Below are 24734 nucleotides of genomic sequence, written 5' to 3' on the forward strand. Positions count from 1 at the left end.
ACCGGCGCGAGGTCCGCTGCAGAGCCTGCTTGGCCTCTGGCGGGCCCTGACGCGCTGCAAGCACGTTGGCAATGATAACATTACGGATGGCATGGAAAGGAATGGAATTTCATGAAAAAGCGCTATGCAATCTGCGGGGTTAGCGGCCGGGCATTGGGGATGTTCGCCAAGCCGATTCTATCGACGTTCTCCGGCAGCTGTGAGCTGGTCGGCTTGTTGGATCGCGACCAGGCTCGCTTCGAGCTGTTCCGGTCCAGATTTCCGGAGCAGCAGGAGATCGGTACCTATAGCGAGCACGAATTTGACCGGATGGTGAAGGAAACGCGTCCGGACGTCATCATCGTCGCAGGGCGGGACGATACGCATGCGAGATATATCATTGCGGCCCTTGAACATGATCTGGATGTAATCACAGAGAAGCCGATGGTGACAACGGGTGAAGACGCAAGGCGGGTGGCGGATGCCGAGCAGGCCAGCAAGGGAAAGGTGACCGTTACGTTCAATTACCGCTATGCGCCTATCCATACGAAGATCAAGGAAATGATTCTGGAAGGCAAGCTCGGCCGGATCACGTCGATTGATCTGAATTGGTACCTCGACACCTATCACGGCTCCAGTTACTTCAAACGCTGGAATCGGGTCCGAGAGCTGTCCGGCGGATTATCCATTCATAAATGTACGCACCACTTCGATCTGGTGAACTGGTGGATCGGGCAGCAGCCTGTCGAGGCGTTCTCCTATGGCGCCTTGAACTATTACGGAGCGGAAGGGGAAGCGAATCCGAAGAAGGAAGACGGCCGGTTCTGCAGCACCTGCGAGCTGACGGAAGAATGCGATTATTATTCGCGTTGGAATGCGCGCAGTAAGAACCTGCAAGTACAGGACGACCATCTCGGTTCGCTGGGTGCGGTGAAAAATAAATTTCCTTACTCCGATTACCGGCCGGATCAATGCATCTTCGATTCGCAGATTGATATCGAAGATACGTACACGGCAACGGTTCGGTACAACGGCGGCGCTCTCCTCAGCTATTCGGTCAACTTCTCCCTGCCGTACGAGGGATACCGGCTGGCCATTAACGGCACGAAGGGCCGAATCGAGTCGGTGGAGTATCATATGCCGAGCCGGACGCCATTCCCGACGCCGGTGCAGACGATCGATTACTTCCCGCTATTCGGTTCCAAGGAAACGATCCATGTCGTACACCGGGAAGGCGGGCATGGAGGGGGAGATCCGCTGCTGCTGGAGGATCTGTTCATGGGCGAAGACCGCCGGCGGCCGTACCGGATTTTGTCCGGAGCCGTAGACGGCGCTTACTCGGTTGCGACCGGCGAAGCCGTGTGGCGATCGGTGAAGGAACACCGGCCGGTGACTATCGCGGAAGTGCTGGGCGGAGGCTTGCCTCAGCTTGAACTCAGTCTGAGCGGCAAAGGAGGGGGCGGCAGGTGACGACTTCCTTAACCCGTTATATAGATCCGGAAGAAAGCATGGCCGCCCAAACGAACGGCACGGACATTCCTCATGTGCTGACCGTCATGGCGCAGCGTTATATCGGCGAGCATCCGCCTCACGGCCCGGTATACAGGGTGACGCGGGCGAGCGAAATCCGCAAGCTGGATAACCACTCGTATTCGTTTCCGATCGACCGCATGTTTCCGGAGATGCGTGCGGATCAACGGGTTTATGCTTGGGCGAAGCTGTGGATCGAGGAGCCGCATGAGTTTATATTTCTTCTTCGTTGTTTCGGTCCCGTCCGCTTGTTTCACAATGGGGAGCAGCGCTTCGGCTCTGCCCTGGAGGAGGAAGCGGAAGGGGCGCAGTCGCTCAAGCTGAAGATCGGTCTTGTCCGGGGCTGGAACCATTTCGTGCTGGAGCTTGGCCGACGGGCTGACGGGAGCAGCGGAGCTGAGTTCGGTACCGGTAACCGCAAAAATAAACCGTATGCCTTCCTTGCGCCTTCCTTAGAACGTGAGGGCGAGGAAGGGTGGATTCATACGGCTCCGATGGAGGGACCGCTTGTACCGATTCCCGCTGCAGCTCAGGCGGAAGCGGCCGCAGGCACGGGATCTTGGCTGCCCTTGCGAGCTTCCGGCAATCCCGGAGAAGGCCGCCTTGAACGGCTCTACGGCTTGCTTCCCGGGATGAAGGCGATCTCTTGGACATCCGTCCGGGTCGATCCGGCGATGACCGGTCCCGTTACCGTCTCGGGGACCGCCTACGGTCCGGTAACCTTCGTCTGGAACGGACATACGGTTTATGAAACGGCCGGAGCGGGCACGTTCAGCTTCAACCTGGAAGCGTGCCGGCGAAGCGGCAGCCTGGTGGCATACAGCACCTGCGGCGATGAAGGCTGGGGCTTCGGGCTGCTGGGGGATTTGACGAATGCAGCGCTGTTCGCGCCGGTCAAGGTTCACGGCTATGCCGGGGAATGGCTGCATTTGGGACCGTTAGCCGCGGACAGCACAGTTCGCGCAGAAACTTATATGCGCATGGATACGGTGGCGAGCGGACCTGCTGGCGAGGTGTTCTGGACGACGGATGAACCGGGCGCTTACGTTCGCCCCTTCCTCGAGAACGAGCTATTCGGCCGTTGGAATTATCCGTTGGGCGTGACATTGAACGGGCTGCTCGAGACGAGCCGTCTGCTCGCACGAGCCGATATCGCGGAATACGTAACCCGCCACGTGGAGTTCGCTACTTCAACCTATGCGTATTCGCTCTGGGACCGGAAGCATTTCGGAGCAGCGGGCTTGAATAATCAGCTGTCGCACATCGACAGCCTCGATGATTGCGGCTCCTTCGGAGCGCTGGCGATTCTTGCGGACCGGCAGCGGCAGCTGACGGGGGCGCGCGCGGTTGCGGAGGACATCGCCGATTACATCATGAACGTGCAAGACCGCCTGGAGGACGGGACGCTGTACCGCCGCATCGGCGTATCGCCAAGCATGCATAACACGATGTGGTGCGATGACATGTATATGAGCGTACCGTTCCTATGCCGCTATAGCGAGTTGTCCGGGGATTCACAATATGTCGAGGAAGCGTCCCGTCAAATGCTGTTGTACAAAAAGTACTTATATATGCCGCAGCGGCAAATTATGTCCCACGTCTATGACGTCGGCAGCGGCAAACCGTCGCTGACAACGTGGGGGCGGGGGAACGGCTGGGTATTCTTCTCGCTCGCCGTCCTGCTGCAGGCGCTGCCGAAGGGGCATGCCAACTACAAGGGAATTCTTCGCTTCTATCAAGAGCTGGCGGAGGGCTATCTCCGGCTGCAGGGCAAGAACGGCTTGTGGCATCAGGTACTGACGGATCCGGAATCGTACGAGGAGGCGTCCTGTACGTCAATGTTCATGTACGGCTTCGCGCTCGGCGTACGCCACGGATGGCTGCCGGAGCCGCAGGTCTATACGAAGGCGGTAATCGCCGGATGGATCGGCTTGTGCTCGCGCGCCATCGATAAACGCGGCAATCTGTACGGCGTGTGCAAAGGCTCCAGCTGGTCCTATTCGAATGCCTACTATAAGCATGACCTCGGCTGGAACTTGAATGACACGCATGGGATCGGCATCGTGCTGCTTGCCGGGATCGAAACGCAGGCCATGATGAACAGTTTAGGGATGACAATCTGATAAGGGTACGGGATGAGCATAAGAAGCCGGGCGGAACGTGTCGCGATTGAGCGGATCGCGCTATAATAATAAGATCTTGTTATAAGGTGGGAACCTCAACGTGACACAATCCATGATGAAGTGGTTGAAATACAATCTGGCCCATACGCAGACCCGGCTCGTGTTCATTTTAACCGTTTCGGTTTTTCTTATCATTTTGGCAGTGAGCCTGACCTCTTACTATACGTCCAAATCCGTGCTGCAGGAAGAGCTCAGCGAGCCGCAGCGCCAGTTGCTTCAATTGAATATGAACGTGATCGATGACGTGATCAAAGAAAGCGATAATGTCGCCATTCAGGTGGCTTTGAACGCGAATATTTATACGTTTCTGACGAGTGAGGAACAAAACTCGTATGGCAATATCTCGGAGCTGTATCAGCTGCTGTCTACCTTAATCAGCAATTCGAAGTATATCAAGAGCATCTATGTGTATGACACGGTCAGAGAGAGCTTCGTCGCGATTCCGCAGGGCTACAGCTCCAACAAGGTGAACTTCGATGACTCCGATTGGACCTCGGTGACGGAAGAGTTCGGCGGCGGCTTGAGGGTGATCAAGAAGCGTCAGGTGCCGGAAGGAGCGGGGCGCAAAGGGTCCGAGGTTACGCTGTTCCGGAAAATTATGATTCAAGGGCAGCTCAAAGGCGTAGTCGCGGTCAATCTCAAAGATGAGGAGCTGTTCGCCAAGCTGAATCCTCCTGTATTAAACAATTTGGACCGCATGCGGTACGTCATCGACGAGCATGACGAGATTCTGTATGCCGTTTCCAATTACGATTTCGATCAGGAGTCGATCCGGCAGGCGCTCACCGAGCTGCGGGAAGACGGCAGCGGCGACATTACTCATCAGAACCGCAAACTGCTGGTGAATCAACTTGTTTCGCCAGTCACAGGATGGAAATACGTTTCGATTGTCGTACAGGACAGCTTGCTGGCCAAGTCCAAGAAGGTACGCAATGCCGTATTGATCGTCTCCGTGGCTGCACTGGGGCTTGGCTGCGCGACGATTTTCTACATCAATGCCGCCGCCTTCCGCCCGGTCCGCAGGCTGAGGCAGCTGTTCAGCGCTTACGACCGCAAGTCGCTCAGTCCCGAAGGCATCGACCTGGAGAAGCTGGCGGGCGAGCTGCTCACGAACCATGCCCATCTGTCCCAGCTTGTCCGCGAGACGATGTCGGAAGCGTCGTCCAAGCTTCTTTACGATATGTACACAGGGAACTTGACGGGCAGACGGGACATCGAGGAGAAGTGGAGCCGCTATTTCGGAGAATGGACGGCCGAGCCGGTGACGGTAGCCGTTCTATCGATCGACCGTTATGAGGAATGGTCCCGCTCTTACAGCCGCGATGATCAATCCTTGCTCAAGTTCGCAATCGCCAACATTGCCGCCGAGCTGTTCGAGCAGAAGTGGCGGGTTGTCTGCGCCGACTTCGGCAAAGACAAGATGGCGATCTTGCTCCAACCGCTTGAAGCGGGCCTCCACCTTGAGCGCAAGCTGGAGGAATCGATCGAGGTCGTATCCAGCTTGCTCAAGTTCAGTGTTTCGGCCGGTGTAAGCACACCGCAGACGGAGATTGCACGCCTGCGCCAGACGATGCTGGAAGCGGAGAATGCCCTGCACTACCGGCTTTACCAAGGCTACGGGCAGATCATCCCGTTCCATGAAGTATCGGGGCATGAGGTCAAGGAGACGGTTGTGGATGAAGGAACGCTGGATGAACTGACGCAGTTGATTGAATCGGGGGACGAGGCCGGTTCGTTGGAGGCGGTCGAGCGTCTAATCGCCGATGTGCGAAGCCAATACGGGTATCCCTCAGCGGCTTTAACGTTCCTGCGAGCAGCGCTGGAGCGCATCGGGCAGCTGTCGCAGGCGGAGGACGAGGGGGCTGCCGAAAGCGCGTTCGAGAGGTTCGATACGCTGCATCTGGGCGACATTCAGGATGAACTCAGCAGGCGGGTCCTACCGCTCGTGCAGCGCTTCCACCGGCTTATCCAAAGCAAGGATTTCATTACATGCCACCGCATGATCGATTATATGAAGCAGCATTTGAGCGAGGCGATCGGCATCCCCGAGATTGCCGACGAGGTAGGGATCAGCAGCTCCCTGGCCAGCCAGATTTTCAAGCAAGAAACAGGGGAAACCATCTACAATTATTTGACGCAGCTGCGCCTGGAACGTGCGGACGAGCTGCTGCTGAAGAGCGAATATAAGATCTCGGATATTGCGGTCATGGTCGGTTATCAGCACGAGAACAGCTTCATCCGGAGCTTCCGCAAATTCAAGAATATTACCCCGGGCAAATACCGGGATATGATGAGAACCCGCACGGACGCTATGCTGGAATAGAGCGGCGTCCTGCCGGGCCAATGAGATGAGGAGGAACCATGGACAGACGACAAATCATTACACGGCATAATCCGGAATTGCATAAATGGGATCCGTTATCCCCTTTTTCCGTCGGTAACGGCGAGTTCGCTTTCAGTGCCGATATCACCGGGCTGCAGACTTTCCCGGAACAATACGAAGTGCCGCTTGGCACGCAATCCAACTGGGGATGGCATTATACAGGCGGACGCGATCGCTTCACCGATCAGGATGTTGAATATCAAATGTTCGAAACGCACGGCAGACTCGTCGGCTACCCGATGAAGCCCGGCAGTACGCCGGAGGCTTATCACTGGCTGCGGATGAACCCGCACCGGTTGCAGCTAGGGCGAGTTTCGTTCCGTTTCCTGCTGGAATCGGGCGAAGTCGCGGATGCGGCCGACGTGAAGGAGATCAGCCAACAGCTCGATCTGTGGACGGGCGTGCTGAACAGTTCGTATACGGTTCAAGGGGTGCCGGTTCAGGTGACGACGGCTTGTCATCCAACCATGGATGCCATCGGCGTGCGTGTCCGGTCGAGTCTGGTGACGCAAGGGCGGCTGCAGGCTTTCATTCGTTTCCCGGCGCCGGATATGACGAATACCGGCTGGGCCAAAGCGGTATTCCCGGACTGGGAGAACGATGACCGGCATAAGACCGAGATTCGCGAAGGAGGCCATGGGGAAGCGCTGCTGGTCCGAACGATGGATGAGGACAGGTATGAGGTGCGCTGGAATTGGAAGGACGGCAGCTTCGAACGGACCGGAACGCATGAGTTCACTTTGTTCCCTCCGGTAGAGCAAGAAGAATTGTTCGAATTTTCCGTCAGCTTCGATCAGCAAGCGGCTCAATCGGCACCGCCGGTAGAAGAGACGATCGCTGCAAGCGGAGACTATTGGGAGCAATTCTGGCTGAGCGGGGCGTCCATCGATTTCTCCGGCAGTTCGGACCCGCGGGCCTACGAGCTGGAGCGGCGCGTCGTTCTGTCGCAGTTCCTGTGCGCGATGCACAGCGGAGGCTCCCTGCCGCCGCAGGAGACGGGACTTATGTACAACAGCTGGTTCGGCAAATCTCACCTGGAGATGCATTGGTGGCATGGCGCACATTTCCCGCTATGGGGGCGGGCGAGCATTTTGCTGAAAAGCATGGATTGGTATACCCGCATCCTGCCGGTTGCCCGCGATCTGGCACGGTCACAAGGGTACGAAGGCGCCCGCTGGCCGAAAATGGTCGATTACGAAGGAAAGCCTTGCCCTTCGCCGGTCGCGCCCGGGCTGATCTGGCAGCAGCCGCATCCGATAGCGCTTGCGGAGCTGTGCTACAAAGCGGAGCCGACCAGGGAGATGCTGGAGCGATTCCGCGATATTGTCTATGAATCGGCCGATTTCATGGTCTCTTACGCTCATTGGGACGAAGAGAAGCGAGTTTACGATCTGGGTCCCCCGCTAATTCCGGCGCAGGAGTGCCATCCGCTTGCAGGCAGTAAGAATCCGCCCTACGAGCTCGAGTACTGGAAGTACGGCTTGACGATTGCGGTGCGCTGGGCGGAGCTTTTGCAGGAAACGCCCGATCCGAAGTGGGCGGAGGTTGCTGCGAACATGGCCCAGCCGCCGCAGCTGGAGGGGGTATATCTGGCCCACGAGCTGTGCCCGGATACGTTCACAGCCAAGAATCACGATCATCCGTCGATGCTCGGCGCGCTCGGCATTCTGCCAGGCACGATGATCGACCGCGAAGTCATGCTGAGCACGCTGCTGAAAGTGAAGGACGTCTGGAAATGGGGCTCCGCATGGGGCTGGGACTTCCCGATGTGCGCCATGACGGCGGCCCGGCTTGGCGAGCTGGACTTGGCCGTAGACTTCCTGCTCCTGGATGCGGCGAAGAACACGTATTTGACGAACGGCCACAATTACCAGCGTCCCGGATTGTCGGCGTACTTGCCGGGCAACGGAGGCTTGCTGGCGGCCGTCGCCATGATGGCTGCGGGCTGGGAGGGCGGACCGGAGGGCGGTAATCCGGGATTCCCGCAGGATGGAAGCTGGAAGGTGAGTTGGGAAGGCTTGAAGCCTTGGCTGTAAGCGAGCAGGACGAGAGAGGAATCAGGAGGCGATAACATGGGAAAAGGAACGGTATGGCCCTCGGAACGGAAATCGGCAACGGACCGGTTCACTGGCCTTGAGGTCACGCAGCTGACGGATTATAAGGCGCACAGCCATCATTTATATTTTACCGAGAGCGGCTGGTACGACGGGGAGCAGCGTCTGCTCTTCGTCTCGGACCGCGGGAATAGTACGAATTTGTTCAGCCTGCATGTGGAGAGCGGTGTCATCACGCAGTTGACCGATTATGCCGGGAACGACCAGCTCGATGCTTGTCTGCTGCCGGACGGCAGTGCAGCTTACGTGAAGCTGGGAAGACAGCTCGTGCGCCTCGATCTGGCGAGCCTGGAAGAGCAAAACGTCTATGAAGCGCCGCAGGGCTATCATCTTGGCAATGTTAGCGCCAGCGCGGATGGGAAACACATCTATACCTGTGTGCAAGAGGATTTGTCACACCGGATTCGCCTGGATCTCGGCAACGGGTATGTCGGGCACCGGGAGCTGATGGAAGCCGCTCCTCACAGCATGATCGTTCGCATCGATGCAGGAGCCGGCGGCGCGGAGACCGTCTACGAAGCCAACCGCTTCATCACGCATATCAATGCGTCTCCGACGGAGCCTTGGCTGTTGACCTTTTGCCATGAAGGGCCTTGGCATCTGGTCGATCACCGCATCTGGGGACTGGATCTGCGCACGGGTGAAGCGTGGAAAATTCGCGAACGGCTGGAACCGGGTGAGAAGGTGGGGCATGAATTTTTCTTTCCGGACGGCGTCACCATCGGTTATCACGGGTTCCGGACGAATGGAACGAATTTCTTCGGCAGCATCCGGTATGACAATACAGGGCTGGAAGAGACGGAGTTCGGCTTCGACACGTGGCATGGGTATGCCGACGGCCTGGGGCAAGCGATTGTTGACGGCAAAGGCCATGTGAAAACGCTGAGCATCTGGCGGAAACGGGACGGCGTTTATGACGGTCCCCGCATGCTGTGCGAGCTGCGCTGCAGCTTCCACTCGCAGAAGGTTCATGCGCATCCGCGCTTCGACGCGGGGGGCAAGCGTGTGCTTTTTACAAGCGATAAGAATGGATACGGTAATTTGTATCTCGTCGATGTGCCGGAGGATTTGACCGTGCTGCCGATGTTTACGCCATAACAACATCCAAACCGAAGGAGGCATAAGCTATGAAGGCTTCTATGCTGGATACGAAGATTGAACGCATGTCCGTGAAGGTTGGCGAGACCATTTTATCGCATAGCGTGGATGGCTATCATCCGAAAATTGCAAACCAGTGGGGCTACGTCGCAGGAATGGCGCTGGCGGCCATCGATAAGCTCGGCGATTGGACGGGCGAGGCCAAATATCATGAATTCGTCAAACGGCATATGGACGTGTTCGTTCAAGAAGACGGATCGATTCACGGCTATAAATTGGAAGATTACAATCTCGACCATATTAATAAAGGAAAAAATCTGCTTCGGCTGTGGAGGGAAACCGGCGAAAGCAAATATGAGAAGGCGGCGCGTTTGCTGATCACGCAGCTGGCCGGGCAGCCCCGAACGGATGAAGGCGGATTCTGGCATAAAAAAATATACCCGTTCCAAATGTGGCTGGACGGCCTGTATATGTCGTCGCCTTACATGGCTGAATATGCCCGTACCTTCGACGACAGCAGCTGGTTCGACGAGACGGCGCATCAGCTGCTATTGGTCGAGCGGCGGACGCGCAACCCGCAGACGGGCTTGCTGCATCACGCCTGGGACGAGACGAAGGAGCAGCGCTGGTGCGACAGCTTCGGCACGGGCCGTTCGCGACATGTGTGGGGCCGGGCGATGGGCTGGTACGCCATGGCGCTGGTCGATGCGCTGGAGCATTTCCCGATCGGGCATGCGAAGCGGGGGCAGCTGATGGGTATTTTCGAGCGGATGGCGAACAGCGTCGTGCGCGCGCAGGATCAGGACAGCGGCCTCTGGTACCAGGTCATGGATTGTAATGGCCAACAAGGCAACTATCTGGAGGCGTCGGGCTCCTGTATGCTGACTTATGCCATCGCAAAAGGCATCCGTCTGAACTATTTGGCGGAAATCGACCGGAGCGTCGTTGAACGGGCTTATGAGGGGATTCTTCAGCGGTTCGTGACGGAAGACGAGCAGGGTGTGCACCTGCATAGCATCTGTCACGGTGCGGGTCTTGGCGGCCGCAAATACCGGGACGGCTCCTATGCGTATTATTTGAGCGAAGCGGTTGTCAGCGACGTGCTGATGGGGGTCGCCCCGCTGCTGCTGGCCAGCGTGGAGATGGAGAAGCTGCGTGAACAATCGGCATGAGGAGACGGCGGAGCCGATGGAAGATCGCGATAAGGATAAGCTGACGCTGAGCTATCCGGCCTCCTGGTGGCGGAATATGTGGCGTGAGGCGCTGCCCGCCGGCAACGGCGTGCTGGGCGCGTCCGTATTCGGCGGCGTTCAGGAGGAAACGGTGCTGCTGAATCATGCGAAGCTGTGGCATTGGGGGCATCGGGATGAGCTGCCCGATGTCAGCTGCACGCTTGAGCGGACGCGGCAGCTGATGGACGAGCGGCGTTATCTGGAAGCGAGCTGGCAGCTGGCGGATGCGCTGAAGGAGCAAGGCTACGCGACGAAGCTCGCTTCGAGGTTCCCGCTTGCCGCCATCCGGCTGACGATGCCGTGCCGGCACGCGTTCCGCGGGTACAGCCGGGAGCTGGATATGGACAGCGGCGAAATTACAGTCGCTTGGAACGACGGGAATTGCCGATATAAGCGGACATTGTTCGTTTCCCGTGCCGACGATTGCGTCGTCTATGCAATTGAAGGAGAGGGCGGAAGCGGCATCGCCGGGGAAATCGGCCTGCAGCTTCATCCGAGCGACCGCTTCGCGGATACGCCGGAGTTCAAGGAACTGGAGCGTTCCGTGGCAACAGGGGCAGACGATGTGCATGCTTGGTACGCGGCAACCAATGATGACGGCACGGATTATGGCGCCGTGCTGCGCATTGTGCGGGATGGCGGGCTTGCGGTCCGGGCGGATGCAAGTGCAGATGCAGGTGCAGATACAAGTGCAAGTGCTAGTGCAGATACAAATGCAAGTGCAAGTGCAGATGCAGATGCGGCTGGCGTCATCCGATTCAATGGCGCCAGCCGAGTGCTTGTTTTGGCCAAAGTGTTCGTAGGCGGCAAACGCGAAGAGGACTGGCCGCGCTTGAAGCGCGAGCTTGCGGCGCTGCATTCGGCTGGAGCAGCGGTTCCAGGCGCTATGTATGAGCGTTTGCTTGAGCGGCATACCGCGCTGCATCGGCCGCTCTATCGCTCGGCACTGCTGGAGCTTGGCGATGATGTAGCGGAACCTCGCTCCAACGAACGGTTGCTGCTGGATGCCTATGAGGGAGAGGCTCCGCTGAAGCTTATCCGCAACATGTGGGCGTACGGGAGGTATTTGTTCCTCAGCGGCACGTCGGCTTCGGAGGAGGCGGAGCCCTTTGGCTTGTACGGCTTGTGGGGCGGGGATTACCGCCTCGTCTGGAGTCATAACATGGCCAACGAGAACATCCAGATGATGTATTGGCATGCGCATGTCGGCGGATTAAGCGAGCTTGTTCCGACACTTTTCCGCTATTACGAGCGGCTGATGGACGACTTCCGGACGAATGCGCGCAAGCTGTATGGCTGCAGGGGGATCTATATTCCGGCGGGCACGACGGCGGGCGTCGGCGTACCCAGCCAGATCGTGCCGGTCATTCTGAATTGGACCGGAGCCGCCGGCTGGCTGGCCCAGCATTATATCACGCACGCCAGGTTCACGGAGGAGGCCGGGTTTCTGGAGGAGCGCGCGCTTCCTTTCATGAGAGAGGTATTGGCGTTCTATCAGGACTTTGTTGTGACGGACGCTAACGGTCAAATCAACATGTACCCTTCCGTATCGCCGGAGAACACGCCGCTCAATTACATGCCGGAAGACGGCAAGCCGCTGGCGCATCCGATGCCGACAACGATCAACGCGACGATGGACATCGCGATCATGAAGGAATTGCTGCAGCATCTGATCGAGGCGACCCAGGCTATTGGCCGTGACGAGAAGGATGCGGCGGCGTGGCGGGATATGCTGGGGCGTCTGCCCGCATACCGGGTGAACCGCGACGGAGCGGTGAGCGAATGGATTCATCCCGATTTCGAAGACCGGTATGCGCACAGGCATTTGTCGCATCTGTATCCGCTCTTCCCGGGACATGAAGTGACCGAGGAGACCGACCCCGCTTTGTTCCGCGCTTTCGAGAAGGCTGTGAGCAAGCGCGAGATCGGGGCGCAGACCGGTTGGTCGCTCGGGCACATGGCCGCCATCTACGCCCGGCTGGGTGATGGAGACGGCTCGCTCGAGTGTCTGGATTTGATGTCAAGAGCCTGCCTGCTGCCCAATCTATTCACGCTGCACAACGATTGGCGCGGGATGGGAGTGTCGATGGACATGACGGCGGCGCCGGTTCAGCTCGATGCCAATCTGGGCTGGGTGAACGCGGTCCAGGAGATGCTGCTCCAAGTATCGCCGGGCTTCGTTAAGCTGCTGCCTGCGCTGCCCGGACGGTTCAAGCGGGGGAGATTATCCCGCTGGAGATTTCATACGGGACAGGTTGCCATGGAATGGGACACCGAGTCGGGGATGTTCCGCGCGGAGCTGACAGCCGAGCGGGAGACGGCCGTCATCGTCAAGCTGCCGGCATGGGTACGCTCCTGCGTAGTAACCGGTGCGTCTGTTCAGCAGTCGCCGCTGGGGGAGCTATACTACTCGGTACAGCTGAAGGCGGGGGATCCGCCGGTGGTTTTGGAGGCGGAACGGCGAATATGAGGCTGTTTACCCGGCGTGGTTTGCTCCCCCGGCGGGCTAACCGACACAGCTGCCGTTATTCGGCGAAAACGAGCCTATTTGAGATTGTAACGGACACCAGTACCGCTATTTGCCGCTTGGGGCTCGATTTCGCCCCGATTTTGGGCACATAACGTCGCTGGTGTCCGTTAGTTTTGTGGCGGAAGGATATTGGCGGAGTTAACGGCTGCAGTGTCCGTTAGCTATGACTTCCGCAGCGCGGGATCCCGTCGGGGGGCGGGCGGATTAACCCTGCCTCACCACTAGGCAGGCAGCCAGCCGGAGAGGACGGCTCCTCCGTCCGGATGGTTGCTCGCAGCAAGCTCGCCGCCATGCTGGCGGATAATTCGCTGCGAGATGGTCAGCCCCAATCCGGCGCCGCCCGTTGACCGGCTTCTCGATTGCTCCCCCCGGTACAACGGCTCGAAGATACGTTCGAGCTCCTCCGGCGCGAAGCCTGCCCCGGAATCATGGATCGTAAACGTGATTCGGCCGTCCTCCTGCCGGCAGTGTACAAGAATGCGGCCATGCTCGGGCGTATGCCGCACAGCATTATCCAATACATTGCTGAAGGCTCGCTCCAGCAAGTGCGCGTCCGCTTGAAGCTCACAGTCCTCCGGCGCGTAATGGACAGAGATCGCAATATGTTTCCGCAGTGCTTGCGGTCTCAGACTGTCGATCGCCTGCTGAACGATAGCGTTCAAGCTAACTGTGCGTTCCGCGATTTCCACGTGTTCCATGTGTTCCACGCGTTCGCCTTCCAGATACGCCATCTTCGTGAAGGTGAACAGATCCTCCACCAGCCGGTCCAATTGCGCCGATTTCTCTTTGCACACGGCGACATACTTCGCGATCTGCTCCGGCGATCTGGCAATCCCTTGCTCGAGCCCGTCCAAATAACCGCGCAAAGCAAACAGAGGCGTCCGCAAATCATGAGCGACGGCCGCAATAATGAACCGCCGCTCCTCCTCCAGCGCCGCTTGCTTCCGGTTCGCGGCTTGCAGTGCATCCACCATGATTTCGAACCCGTCCCGGACTTCGGCAATTTCCCGGATCGTCGTTCGGGGGAGCGTTACGTTCCAATCGCCCCCGGCAATTTGCCTTGCCGCCTGGCCCATCCTCTCCAGAGGGAGGAGAAGCAGCCTTCGCATCCTTACGGCGACAATAACGAAGGCGAGCAGCAGCCCTGCGAACGCCGCAACCATGGGAATCACGTATGACGAGTTCGGCCGGTCCGCTCCGAGCCGCAGCGACTGAGTTGTGATGAAGTGGGCCGTTACGAAGAAAATCCATGGCAGCGTCAGGAGGAGCACCAAGCTCAGCAAGGCATACGTGCGAACACGAAGTTTGCTCATAGGACGCCCCCCTCGAAGCGATAGCCGATTCCCCATACATTAGTCAAATATTGCGGTTGCTCCGGATCGAGCTCGATTTTCTCGCGAAGCCGGCTGAGATGAACGCGAATCGTATGCTTATCGCCGACGCCTTCCCAGAATTTCGCCAGCAATTGGTCATATGTAAACACATGTCTCGGATGCTCCGCAAACAATCGCAGCAGCTCATATTCCTTCGGCGTGAGCGAAACGGTTTGGCCGTCCACGAACACTTCCCGTGTTGATAAATCGAACTTGATACGGCCATAGTCCAATACTCTGGCCAAGTTTGGCTGCGACGCGTTCGTGCGGCGTAAAACAGCCTTCACGCGAGCCACGATCTCGCCGGGCGAAGCGGTTTTGACGATATAATCGTCGCCGCCTAGCGTCAGTCCGCGAATCTTGTCCACATCGTCGCTGCGCGCGCTCAAGAACAGGATCGGAACGCTGCTCTCCGCCCGGATGTTCCGGCAGAATTCGAAGCCGCTCTGGCCCGGCATCATAATGTCCAGGATGATGCCATGTACCGTGTGCTGTTGGAACGCCGTCCAAGCTTGTGCCGCATCATTCACCGTTACGACGTTAAAATGATCGTTCTCCAAAAAGTCCCTCAACAATTCAACGATGCTCTGATCATCGTCCACGACCAGGATCGTCGGTCTTTCATTCACACTAATCCCACCTTCACTAGACGGAGCGAAATGCTCTTCCTCTTCTATATCCCAGTGTAACATCTCTCCCGCCAAAACAAACGAGCCCCTCACATATTGTGACGGTTTGTTTATCGTTTTGTTACTTTTATGGGGCTTATTTCGAGAGGTTCCTCTGCTATTCTTACTAGACTAGAAGGAGGTTATTTCAATGTTAACCGTACAAATCGTGCTGTTCGACGGCTTTGATCTTATGGATGCGATTGCGCCTTACGAAGTATTTTGCGCTGCGGGGGCTGCCGCTCGTGGTACGCTGCATGTGGAATTCGTTGCGGCGGAAGGAGCGGGCCTCGTGACGAGCGGGGTGAACGGATTGAAAATCGAAGCGCAGAGCAAGCTTAGTCTGGATCATAAAGGTATTATTCTAGTACCCGGCGCAGCCGGCGAGGTGGAGGGAGACGGTCCTGACGCTATTCCGGTCATTCTGAACAGAGCCGTGAACACGGCGTTGACGGGCATCCTTGAGCAGGCGCTTCAGCAGCCGGATATCGTGGTTGCCACCGTATGCGGGGGTTCTCTGGTGCTGGCGATGGGAGGTTTGCTGGAAGGCCGGCCTGCTGTAACGCATCATATGGGGATGGGGCTGCTTGAGGCAGCGGGGGCACTGCCGGTTACGGCCCGCGTCGTCGATGACGGCAATCTCGTTACCGGGGGAGGCGTAACCTCGGGACTTGATGTCGCCCTTCATTTGGTAGAACGGGAACTGGGGCCTCGCATTGCACATGCGGTAGAGCGGTTGTTCGAGTATGAGCGGAGAGGAACGGTATGGCGCAATCATGGTATAGTCCCGAGAAGCGGGGGAGCGGTTAGAGAACTGCCGTCCGCACCTTGTAGACCTCAAGCTGCAGCGGATAACGGCGAGGCTCCGGCTTTCGACGGGGAATGGGATGCGACAATCACGACGCCGGTCGGCAAGCTGGAGGTGAAGCTCCGTATTCGGTCGGATAACGGCATCCTGCAAGGCACGGCGACTATGGGGGAAGAGGTGAGCCCATTCCTCGATCCTGAGCTGGATGGCCGGATGCTTCGCTGGTCGCTGCGGATTATGAAACCGATGCGGTTGAATTTGAAATTCGAAGCAGAGGTTGACGGGGACCGGATGACAGGTACCGCCAAAGCCGGTGTTTTGCCGGTGTCGAAATTAACCGGGAAGCGGGTATGGCATGAGGGAGGAAAGCATGAATAGGCATTTTTATAAAATCATCGCTTGTGTCTGTACCTTATACATCCTGTATGCTCTGATTAACAACTTCATCATCAACCCTGGCGCTGAGACGTTCCTAAGTCATAAAGCGGATCTGGAGCGTGAACTTAAGCCCCGAATCTGGCTAACGGTCATGTACATACATGTTGGATTCGCTTGTATAGCGATGGCATCGGGACTCGTTAACTTTGCCTCCCGCAGCTATGTGAAGCACCGTACCTTACACCGCCTGAACGGGTATGTCTATGCGGCGTCCGTGCTTGCTGTCGTGCTTACTTCCGGGTACATGGCACCGTTCGCCACCGGGGGGAAAATCAGCAGCATGGGCTTCAATCTGCTGAACATCCTCTGGTTGATCTTCACGGCAGCTGCTCTTATTCATATTTTCAAAAAGCGGATTCCCCAGCACCGGAGATGGATGATTCGGAGTTATGCTTTTTGTTTCACGAATATGCTCATTCACTTGTTCACCTTCGGACTTAACCAGGTTGCCGGCGTCGAGTACTCGACCAGCTACACCATCGGTTTATACGGCTCGATTGTACTGCTGTTGGCCGCCCCGGAAGCGCTCTTCAGGATCGAGAAGCGCATAGGCTAAAATTTCCTTTACAAGCGAACGTGTATTCGCTATTCTGAAGATGGGTGATTTTACCAGTTTCGAAGGAGTGATGAATGGTGGAAGTGATGAGAACGAAAGTCGAGAATTCGCTTACCGTCCTGTTGGTCTCCGATTTCGAGAAGTCCAAGCGGTATTATGAGAACGCCTTAGGGTGCGAAGTGAATGAACACTGGGCTATTCGTGACAATTTCGGCTTAGGCTTCAAGTTGCTTCAAGCAGCGAATCGAGAAGACGTCAGACCTAACCAAGGTACGTGGAATACATACGCTTATGTGAAAGACCTTCATGCTCTTGATTGTTTATATGAAGAACTGAAATCTAATGGCGCCATGATTGCTTCCGAGCCTCAAGTAACCGAGCATGATTGGGGAACCTGGAAGGATTTCTCGGTTCAAGATCCGGATGGATACGTGATCGGGTTCGGTTCGGGGAGCAAGAAATGATCAGAGATCCGCAGGCTTTTTTTAACTGATGAATAATTAATACCATTGATTATCGGAAGCGAGGACGGGTGAAATGAGAAAGTTCATTCCAAGAATCTCCGCCATTGAACTGCCGGTTTCGAATTTGGACAGGTCGATCGAATGGTATGTTAGGGTGCTGGGATTAGACATACAGTTCCGAAGTGCCAATGATGCCATGTTAACATTTAACGAGGTAGGTGTGCCGGGAATTTTCCTTTGCCAAACGGAGGATACGCACCGGCTGCAATTCGTTAATACCGTTAACGGTATTACCCACAGTGTAGTCGATTTCTATACGGCTGATCTGGAGGCGTTTCGAACCTATCTCATCGAGCAATCGGTTGAAGTCGGTGTGCTGAATATGAGCTCGGATCACGGTGGATTTGGTTTCGGAGACCCGGACGGTAATAGGTTGAGTGCCTGCAATGCTATTCAACGAGGGCAGGTATGAGTGGGTTTGCTGTCTCGGCAGCCGATTTATAAGGAGCGGGTCTGCCTAGGCAGCGGCTCGCGTTATGAGAAGCGAGAGGACTTTCGTCGAGGTAGGGTGGTGTTAACTTTGACGGAGGTCTTTATTATGTCAGAAGATTCGGAGGCCAAACCATGCACCAATCCGTCAAACTGATCAAGCCATCAGCAGACTACAAGCAGGAGTACATATCGTTTTACGAAGACTGGAAATCGACCGGCGAAGATATCGTTCCATGGGTAGTGGAGAAAGAGCCCTACGATTTTACGGCGATGGTGAATTTCCTGTACTCGCAAGATACGGAGGATAAAATCGAGGATCACAGCTTTGTCCCGCATTCGACCTATTGGCTTGTGAACGAGCACAACCGGATTGTCGGGGCCGTTAACATAAGGCACAGACTTAACGCGAAGCTCCTAAATAGCGGCGGACATATCGGTTACGGCATCCGCCCGTCAGAAAGACGGAAGGGATATGCATCCGCGCTTCTGGCATTGGCTTTACAAGTGACGCAAGAGATGGGTTTGGACAAGGTGCTGCTTGTTTGCGATAAGGGGAATGTGGGATCGGAAAGAACTATTGTCAAAAATGGCGGCCGCTTCGAATCGGAATACGTGGAGGAGGACGGAAATGTCGTCAGGCGGTTCTGGATTCAGCTTCAACGAAGCTAACCCGTCACGCTATCCATGACATAAACTGACATACTTAAGGGTTATACTTGGTAACAGATCAACCGAAGGAGTGTAACCCTAGATGAAACCTTTACAAGGAAAAGTAGCTTTGGTGGCAGGTGCGACACGAGGCGCAGGCAGAGGCATCGCGATCGAATTGGGAGCGGCCGGGGCCACGGTCTATGTGACAGGTCGCACGACACGGTCGCAGCCGTCCGAGTACAATCGCCCGGAGACGATTGAGGAAACCGCAGAGCTCGTTGGCGATGCGGGCGGACAGGGGATTGCGGTCCAAGTGGACCATCTGGATCCCGATCAGGTGCAAGCGTTAATAACCCGCATTGAGAAGGAGCAGGGGAGACTGGACATCCTGGTCAACGATATCTGGGGCGGCGAGCATTTGACCGAGTGGAACGTGCCGGTGTGGGAGCAGTCCCTGGAGAAGGGATTTCGCTTGCTGCGGCTTGCCATTGATACGCACATTATAACGAGCCACTTCGCGCTTCCTTTGCTAATTCGCAACGCGGGAGGGCTTGTCGTAGAGATGACGGACGGTACGGCGACGTATAACGATACCAACTACCGTTTATCCATGTTCTACGATCTGGCGAAGACGTCCGTCAATCGTATGGCCAAATCATTGGCTCATGAACTCGCTCCTCATGCATGCACGGCCGTCGCTTTAACGCCGGGATGGATGCGTTCGGAGATCATGCTCGAGCACTTCGGCGTGAAGGAAGCGAACTGGCGGGACGCTACGGCGGCCGAACCGCATTTCGGCATCTCCGAATCGACGCGTTACGTCGGGCGTGCGGTTGCCGCACTGGCCGGGGATTCGAAGGCCGCCAGATGGAACGGCCGCTCACTCTCAAGCGGCGAGCTCGCGAGGGTCTACGGATTTTATGACCTTGACGGTTCGCAGCCGGACTGCTGGCGGTATCTGGTTGAAGTGCAGGAGGCAGGCAAGCCGGCGGATACGACGGGTTACCGGTGAAAAGAGCAGGCCTGCCGCGAAAGCGGCAGGCTTTTTCCGCTGTCCACCGCCGTCCCGGCGCATGTTAAAATCCGCACCTTTTTGGTAAGATTCATACTGTACAATACACATCACCTGTCTTATGTTAGTTAAGATTGTACAGGAGGAATGATAGGGCATGTGGAGCCGGATGAAGCCGAAGAAAATGTATTTAAGCATCTTTTTGTATTCCTGTTTGGCTATAAGCCTGCTTACCCTCGTATTCACGATATTCCTGAGCCAGCAGTTTTCCAAGAGCGCGTTGGATGAAATGGATAAGTCGAATCAGGAGAAAATCAAACAAGTTGTGAAGACATCCGAATTCACACTGCAGAAGCTGCGCCAATTCGCTTTAAGAGTGTACTCGGACGACAGCATTGCGAGCTGGCTGAACATGAAAAGAGACGATTACTCCCCTTTATTCTTGAACAAAGCGGCAATCAGCGTCAGGGAATTTATGAGCAGCGAGCCGTTCATACACGGCATATATTTAATCAATTTCAATACGGATCAGATCTATACTTCGGACTCCAGTGTTTATACGACGAAGAATTTCTACGATCAAACGATGCTGAATTACATAAGGGGTCAGAAGACGCCGTACATGCAGTATTTTAACCATGAAGCGGATGGCGAATCGTTCCTGGCGCTTGTCGTCCCGGCAGCAGGGCCGAATCAGAGCTATCAGGGATATGTCGCGATTCTGTTCAGTAAACCGCTGCTGAATGAGAACATGCTGCAGATTGCACAGGAAGATCAGAATAAAGTTTATATCGAAGGCGCGAAACACGAATTCATATTAGGCAATACGGATCCAGAATTGACCGAGGAGCTGCAGGAAGCGGCGAACCGAACCACGGAACCTAGTTGGCAATGGAAGTCCGGCAACGAGACATGGTCGATTCGGACAGAGCGGCTGCCTATCGAAGGATGGAACGTATACCATCTGTCGCCGATCTCTCTATGGCAAGCGAAGGTCGCCAAAATCCGGGTGGAAATTATCGGATCTTCGATCGTACTTGTATTGGCTCTTTTATTATTCTTGTTTTGGCAATCGTACCGAAGCTTGAAGCCCATCAGCGATTTGGCTTCGCAAATCCAGAGCAAGCTGGGCAAAAAGCAGACCGCCTCTGAGACGAAGAATACGAATAATGAGATGGAGACGATTCATACCGGGTTCCATTCGTTGGTGGAGCAGCTCGAGCAATTGGACTTGTCGATCAAGAGCAGTCAAGCTTTGGTCAAGGATGATTTCTTGCGACAATGGATTCTGAATGCGCAAGCTTCCAAACCGATTGAACAATTCATTCGCAATGAAACGGCCATCCTGGCGACAGGTTGGTTTCGTATGGCTGTCCTGCGGTTGGAGTCGTACGGACGCTTCGAAGAGCAGTACGATTTCGCTTCGCGGAAGCTGCTGCGTTACGCCATGGGGAACATTATGGCCGAAGTCCTTGCGAATCACGGGTTCTCGGCCGAAACCGTCGATTTCAATTCGGATCACATCGTCGCCTTACTCTCCTCTTCCGGGTCGGAAGAGGAGAGGGCGCTGGCCATCCGGGCGATGGAGGATGTCAGGGAGCAGATCAGACGTTGGCTGAAGCTGGAACTGCATGCCGCGATGAGCTCCGTTATGGATGCGGAAGAGAATTTGCATATTATTTATACGCAGTTGTACGAACTGTCGTTATTGGGATTCATCCATCACGAGGACAGGGTGTTTACTTCAGAAGATCTGGAGCGCTATGAACGAGGCAAAGACAACAGCGATCTGGACGAAGTGCTGCTGAAACAAGTGATTCACTCCGTGCAGCTTAAGAACGACATGGCGCTGGAAGGATACTTGGATCAACTTACGATGCATATGCAGGCGTTGAGCTACGAAGAATGCAAGCTGCAGTTGACGCACATTATTTATTCGATTATGAAAAGCTTCAAGAGCTATACAACGTTTCAAGGGATGAAGGGGATTCACACTTTCCTGGAACAATTTGCAACCTTGGAAGAAGTGAAGACCTGGCTGTACCGAGAGCTGCTGCAGATTATGGACCAGCATCGCAAGAAGAGTACCGCCAGCCGGAAGGATGAGGTCGCAGCAGAGATGATCGAGTATGTGCGTAATCATCTGCATAATCCGATGCTTACCGTCGATGACATCGCGGCGCACGTCTCCATGTCTGTGAACTATGCCAGACAAATTTTCAAGGACCGTTTCCTGTGCTCCATTTCGGATTACATAACGAACCAGCGGATCGAATATGCGATCAATCTGCTGACAACGACCGATTGGACCGTTGCGGATATCGCCGTGCAATCCGGTTTTCAAACGAAGAGCACCTTCTTCTCTCTGTTCAAACGGGCAACCGGCATGACGCCGAACCAATACCGCTCGGAGCTTAAGAATTAAGGGAGTCGGAATTCGTACTCGGCGTGTTAGCAAATTCAAACTCCTTCTTTTGTAACAATTCATACTGATTGATAGATACCGGACTGTACGGCAACAGATCGTTCTGCGTATGATCTATCACGAATCGATCATCACACAGGAGGGGTTAGCAATGAGAGCAAGCAGGAAAAATATTTTATTATCAGCAGTCTCGCTATTATTAGCGGGTACACTTGCCGCATGCGGTTCGACCAATGAGACAGGCGGTGCGGCATCGCCAGAGGGCAAACCGGTGGCTTCCGACAGTGCCAAGTTGAGTCCGGTAACGCTGAAAATTATGTTCCCCGGGGATCCTCCGGCCAACTGGAGCGAAGTCAAAGGCGAGATGGAGAACCGTCTGGCCGGCACATTGAACGTGAAGTTGAACGTGGTCTTCATCCCATGGGCGGATGTCCTGCAGAAACGTCAGGTTGCCCTGTCGTCTGCGGAAGATTACGACCTGATCTGGGATAATAATCCGTACCAGAATATTGCCGCAGGACTCTACGAGCCATTAGACGCTATCCTCGACAAAGTGGGGCCGGACATCAAGAGCAACCGCTCCGCCCAGTTGATGGAAGCCAATAAGGTGAACGGCAAATTGTATGCGGTTCCGCTGGAAGTGAATTTCATCCGGCCGTGGACGTTCGTGATCCGCAAGGACATCCGGGAGAAGCTTGGCATTGAGCCGATCAAGAGCTATGACGATTTGGTCAAATTCATGTACGCGGTGAAGGAGAAAGCTCCCGAGATCACGCCGTACATTCCGAACGGCACCGAGCATGTGGGCATAAAGATGGCCGGTATGCTGGATCCCAAAGCCAATCTCGCTCCGATTTCGAATTATCCCGGGCTTTATACGAAAGGATCTGACGGCAAAGCATATAATATTTTCGATAACATGGATCCGATGATCATGAAAAATTTCGAGCAAAACTATAAGCTCTATCAGGACGGAATTCTCGCCAAAGATACGCTGATTCTGAAAAATGCGGAATTCGCTAAGGGGAAAGCGGCGGTATCCACCTTCAACGATTTCGGCGTTGCGCTGAGCACGCGGACTTCCTTGGAAAAGTCGGTTCCGGGGGCAACGGCAGAAGCCTTCAGTCTATACGATTCGAGCATGAAGCTGCCTTCCACGTTCAAAGCAGGCAACTTCATCGCCGTTCCGGTCGTCAGCAAAAATAAGGAACGCGCCGTTCAATTCGTCAACTGGCTGAATCAGAAGGATAATTACGACTTGCTCGCCTACGGGATCAAAGGGAAGAACTGGGAGGATGCGGGCGAAGGCTTGTATAAACCGATCAAAGAAAATCCTTACGCCGGCGTTCCCTTCGCATGGGGCTGGAACTCCAAGCTGGACCGCATTGATGCCAGCCTGCCGGAGGACGTCATTAAGCTGAACAAGTGGCAGCGCGATCCCAACAATTTCACCTCGGATATTTTGGCCGGATTTACATTCGACCCAAGCCCGGTATCCAACGAAATTGCTCAACTGAGTTCCGTAGGCAAGGAGATGTACGATCCGATCATTATGGGGGTCGTCGAGCCGAAGGCAGGGTTGGCGAAGTTCAAGGATAAGGCGTACGCCAATATCAAGAAGATTCAAGATGAGTATCAGAAGCAGCTGGACGCTTTCTTGGCCGGCAAAAAGAAATAAACGGCCAGCAAGCCGGCGACCTGGATGTCAGGTTCGCCGGCTTTTTCAATTGGTAAACTCCGTACTGCGTCGTGTGGTAGAATTCGTACCCCTACAAGCCGTTACCGTTCGAACTCATTGATAAAAGCAAGACTATACGCCGCCATCGGCAATGAGTAAGATACAAGCACAGACGAAAGGAAAGGTGAGCTTGGTCATGAGCATAATACAGGAACTCAGAAAAAATAGATGGCTGTACGTGATGGCGCTTCCTGTGGTGGTGTATGTATTCATTTTCTCTTACATGCCGATGTCCGCACATTTGCTGGCTTTTAAGCAGTTCATTCCGGTGAAAGGCATTTGGGGCAGCCGGTGGGTCGGATTGGATAATCTGACGTTCTTCTTCACAGGTCCCGATTGGCTGGCGGTTACTTTAAACACGGTGTTTTTGAACCTGTTGTTTATTGTTGCAGGCACCGTGAGCTCTTTATTAATTGCATTACTATTAAATGAGATTAAACAAGCGTTTTTCAAGAAGCTGACGCAATCGCTCGTCATCCTGCCCCATTTCATTTCCATTATTGTGGTCAATCTGATGGTTATGAATTTCTTTAACGGACAGGACGGCATGATTAACGGCATTCTGAAGGCGGCAGGTTTGCAGACGGTCGATTGGTTCCAGACGCCATCGGTCTGGCCGCTGCTGCTGACGATCATCTTCGTCTGGAAGGGAGCGGGCTGGGGGTCGATTATTTATTTGGCGACGATCACCGGCTTCTCGGAGGAATATTATGAGAGCGCCAGAATGGACGGCGCCAAGCGCTGGCAGCAGATTTGGTACATTACCCTGCCGCTCTTGCGTCCGACAATTATCGTCTTGACGCTGCTTGCATTGGGACGGATCTTCTACGGCGATTTCGGCCTGATCTATGGGATTATCGGGGACAATTCCTTGCTCTTCAAGGCAACGGATGTCATCGATACGTATACGTACCGGGCTTTGAGAGACGTTTCGAATATGAACAGCTACAGCAATGCGGCGGCCGTAGCCTTGTTCCAATCGGTCATGGGCTTTGTCACGATCCTGTTTTTCAATTGGGTTGTCCGCCGGGTCGATGGCGACTCGAAGTTATTTTAGGAG

The 24734-nt window shown here is 55.3% G+C and carries 18 protein-coding genes; 16 read left to right on the forward strand and 2 right to left on the reverse strand.

The features are described 5' to 3' along the window. Window positions 1-111: 111 nt before the first annotated feature. The 7 genes from PUT07_RS31475 to PUT07_RS31505 all read left to right on the forward strand — a co-directional run bounded on the left by PUT07_RS31475 (window position 112) and on the right by PUT07_RS31505 (window position 12989). Complete coding sequence (locus PUT07_RS31475) at window positions 112-1449, forward strand: Gfo/Idh/MocA family protein (RefSeq protein ID WP_274472741.1); 1338 nt, start codon at window positions 112-114, stop codon at window positions 1447-1449. Next, a complete protein-coding gene (locus PUT07_RS31480) occupies window positions 1446-3632 on the forward strand; it encodes a glycoside hydrolase family 88/105 protein (RefSeq protein WP_274472742.1) in 2187 nt (728 codons plus the stop codon). The genes PUT07_RS31475 and PUT07_RS31480 overlap by 4 nt, the downstream gene beginning before the upstream one ends. A gap of 100 nt (window positions 3633-3732) precedes the next feature. Continuing rightward, complete coding sequence (locus tag PUT07_RS31485; protein WP_274472743.1) at window positions 3733-6015, forward strand: helix-turn-helix domain-containing protein; 2283 nt, start codon at window positions 3733-3735, stop codon at window positions 6013-6015. 38 nt (window positions 6016-6053) lie between these two features. Then, window positions 6054-8111 (forward strand): glycoside hydrolase family 65, encoded by a 2058-nt coding sequence (locus PUT07_RS31490; protein WP_274472744.1) that lies wholly within the window; start codon window positions 6054-6056, stop codon window positions 8109-8111. Window positions 8112-8147: 36 nt separating this feature from the next. Beyond that, window positions 8148-9287 (forward strand): oligogalacturonate lyase family protein, encoded by a 1140-nt coding sequence (locus tag PUT07_RS31495; protein WP_274472745.1) that lies wholly within the window; start codon window positions 8148-8150, stop codon window positions 9285-9287. Window positions 9288-9316: 29 nt separating this feature from the next. Continuing rightward, the gene (locus tag PUT07_RS31500; protein ID WP_274472746.1) at window positions 9317-10459 is read left to right on the forward strand and encodes a glycoside hydrolase family 88/105 protein; all 1143 of its coding nucleotides are present in this window, start codon (window positions 9317-9319) and stop codon (window positions 10457-10459) included. Next, window positions 10443-12989 carry a glycosyl hydrolase family 95 catalytic domain-containing protein gene (locus PUT07_RS31505; protein WP_274472747.1) on the forward strand — a complete coding sequence of 849 codons (2547 nt, stop codon included), beginning with the start codon at window positions 10443-10445 and terminating at the stop codon, window positions 12987-12989. Before PUT07_RS31500 ends, PUT07_RS31505 begins: the two co-directional genes overlap by 17 nt. 281 nt (window positions 12990-13270) lie before the next feature. Here the strand turns inward: PUT07_RS31505 and PUT07_RS31510 are convergent, their stop codons facing one another. Together PUT07_RS31510 and PUT07_RS31515 are read right to left on the reverse strand one after the other, a co-directional pair. Beyond that, window positions 13271-14362, reverse strand: a complete 1092-nt coding sequence (locus tag PUT07_RS31510) for a sensor histidine kinase (RefSeq protein ID WP_274472748.1) — start codon at window positions 14360-14362, stop codon at window positions 13271-13273. Next, window positions 14359-15051: a response regulator transcription factor gene (locus tag PUT07_RS31515; RefSeq protein ID WP_274472749.1), complete on the reverse strand. Its 693-nt coding sequence runs from the start codon at window positions 15049-15051 to the stop codon at window positions 14359-14361. Before PUT07_RS31515 ends, PUT07_RS31510 begins: the two co-directional genes overlap by 4 nt. A gap of 190 nt (window positions 15052-15241) precedes the next feature. Between PUT07_RS31515 and PUT07_RS31520 the strand changes: the two genes are divergently transcribed. The 9 genes from PUT07_RS31520 to PUT07_RS31560 all read left to right on the forward strand — a co-directional run bounded on the left by PUT07_RS31520 (window position 15242) and on the right by PUT07_RS31560 (window position 24731). Continuing rightward, complete coding sequence (locus PUT07_RS31520) at window positions 15242-16276, forward strand: DJ-1/PfpI family protein (protein ID WP_274472750.1); 1035 nt, start codon at window positions 15242-15244, stop codon at window positions 16274-16276. After that, the gene (locus tag PUT07_RS31525) at window positions 16269-16892 is read left to right on the forward strand and encodes a DUF2306 domain-containing protein (protein WP_274472751.1); all 624 of its coding nucleotides are present in this window, start codon (window positions 16269-16271) and stop codon (window positions 16890-16892) included. Before PUT07_RS31520 ends, PUT07_RS31525 begins: the two co-directional genes overlap by 8 nt. A gap of 74 nt (window positions 16893-16966) precedes the next feature. Further along, on the forward strand, window positions 16967-17356 hold the full coding sequence (locus tag PUT07_RS31530; RefSeq protein WP_274472752.1) for a VOC family protein: 390 nt from the start codon (window positions 16967-16969) through the stop codon (window positions 17354-17356). A gap of 73 nt (window positions 17357-17429) precedes the next feature. After that, window positions 17430-17828, forward strand: coding sequence for a VOC family protein (locus tag PUT07_RS31535; protein ID WP_274472753.1), 399 nt, complete (start codon window positions 17430-17432; stop codon window positions 17826-17828). A 152-nt stretch (window positions 17829-17980) separates the two neighbouring features. Further along, window positions 17981-18517, forward strand: a complete 537-nt coding sequence (locus PUT07_RS31540) for a GNAT family N-acetyltransferase (RefSeq protein ID WP_274472754.1) — start codon at window positions 17981-17983, stop codon at window positions 18515-18517. A gap of 82 nt (window positions 18518-18599) precedes the next feature. After that, window positions 18600-19511, forward strand: coding sequence for an SDR family oxidoreductase (locus PUT07_RS31545; protein ID WP_274472755.1), 912 nt, complete (start codon window positions 18600-18602; stop codon window positions 19509-19511). Window positions 19512-19668: 157 nt separating this feature from the next. Next, on the forward strand, window positions 19669-21936 hold the full coding sequence (locus PUT07_RS31550) for an AraC family transcriptional regulator (RefSeq protein WP_274472756.1): 2268 nt from the start codon (window positions 19669-19671) through the stop codon (window positions 21934-21936). 151 nt (window positions 21937-22087) lie between these two features. Then, complete coding sequence (locus tag PUT07_RS31555) at window positions 22088-23614, forward strand: DUF3502 domain-containing protein (protein WP_274472757.1); 1527 nt, start codon at window positions 22088-22090, stop codon at window positions 23612-23614. A 196-nt stretch (window positions 23615-23810) separates the two neighbouring features. Beyond that, on the forward strand, window positions 23811-24731 hold the full coding sequence (locus tag PUT07_RS31560) for an ABC transporter permease (RefSeq protein ID WP_274472758.1): 921 nt from the start codon (window positions 23811-23813) through the stop codon (window positions 24729-24731). Window positions 24732-24734: the final 3 nt, after the last annotated feature.

Origin of the sequence: Paenibacillus sp. MAHUQ-63, from assembly GCF_028765165.1 — a bacterium.
GTDB lineage: Bacteria > Bacillota > Bacilli > Paenibacillales > NBRC-103111 > Paenibacillus_E.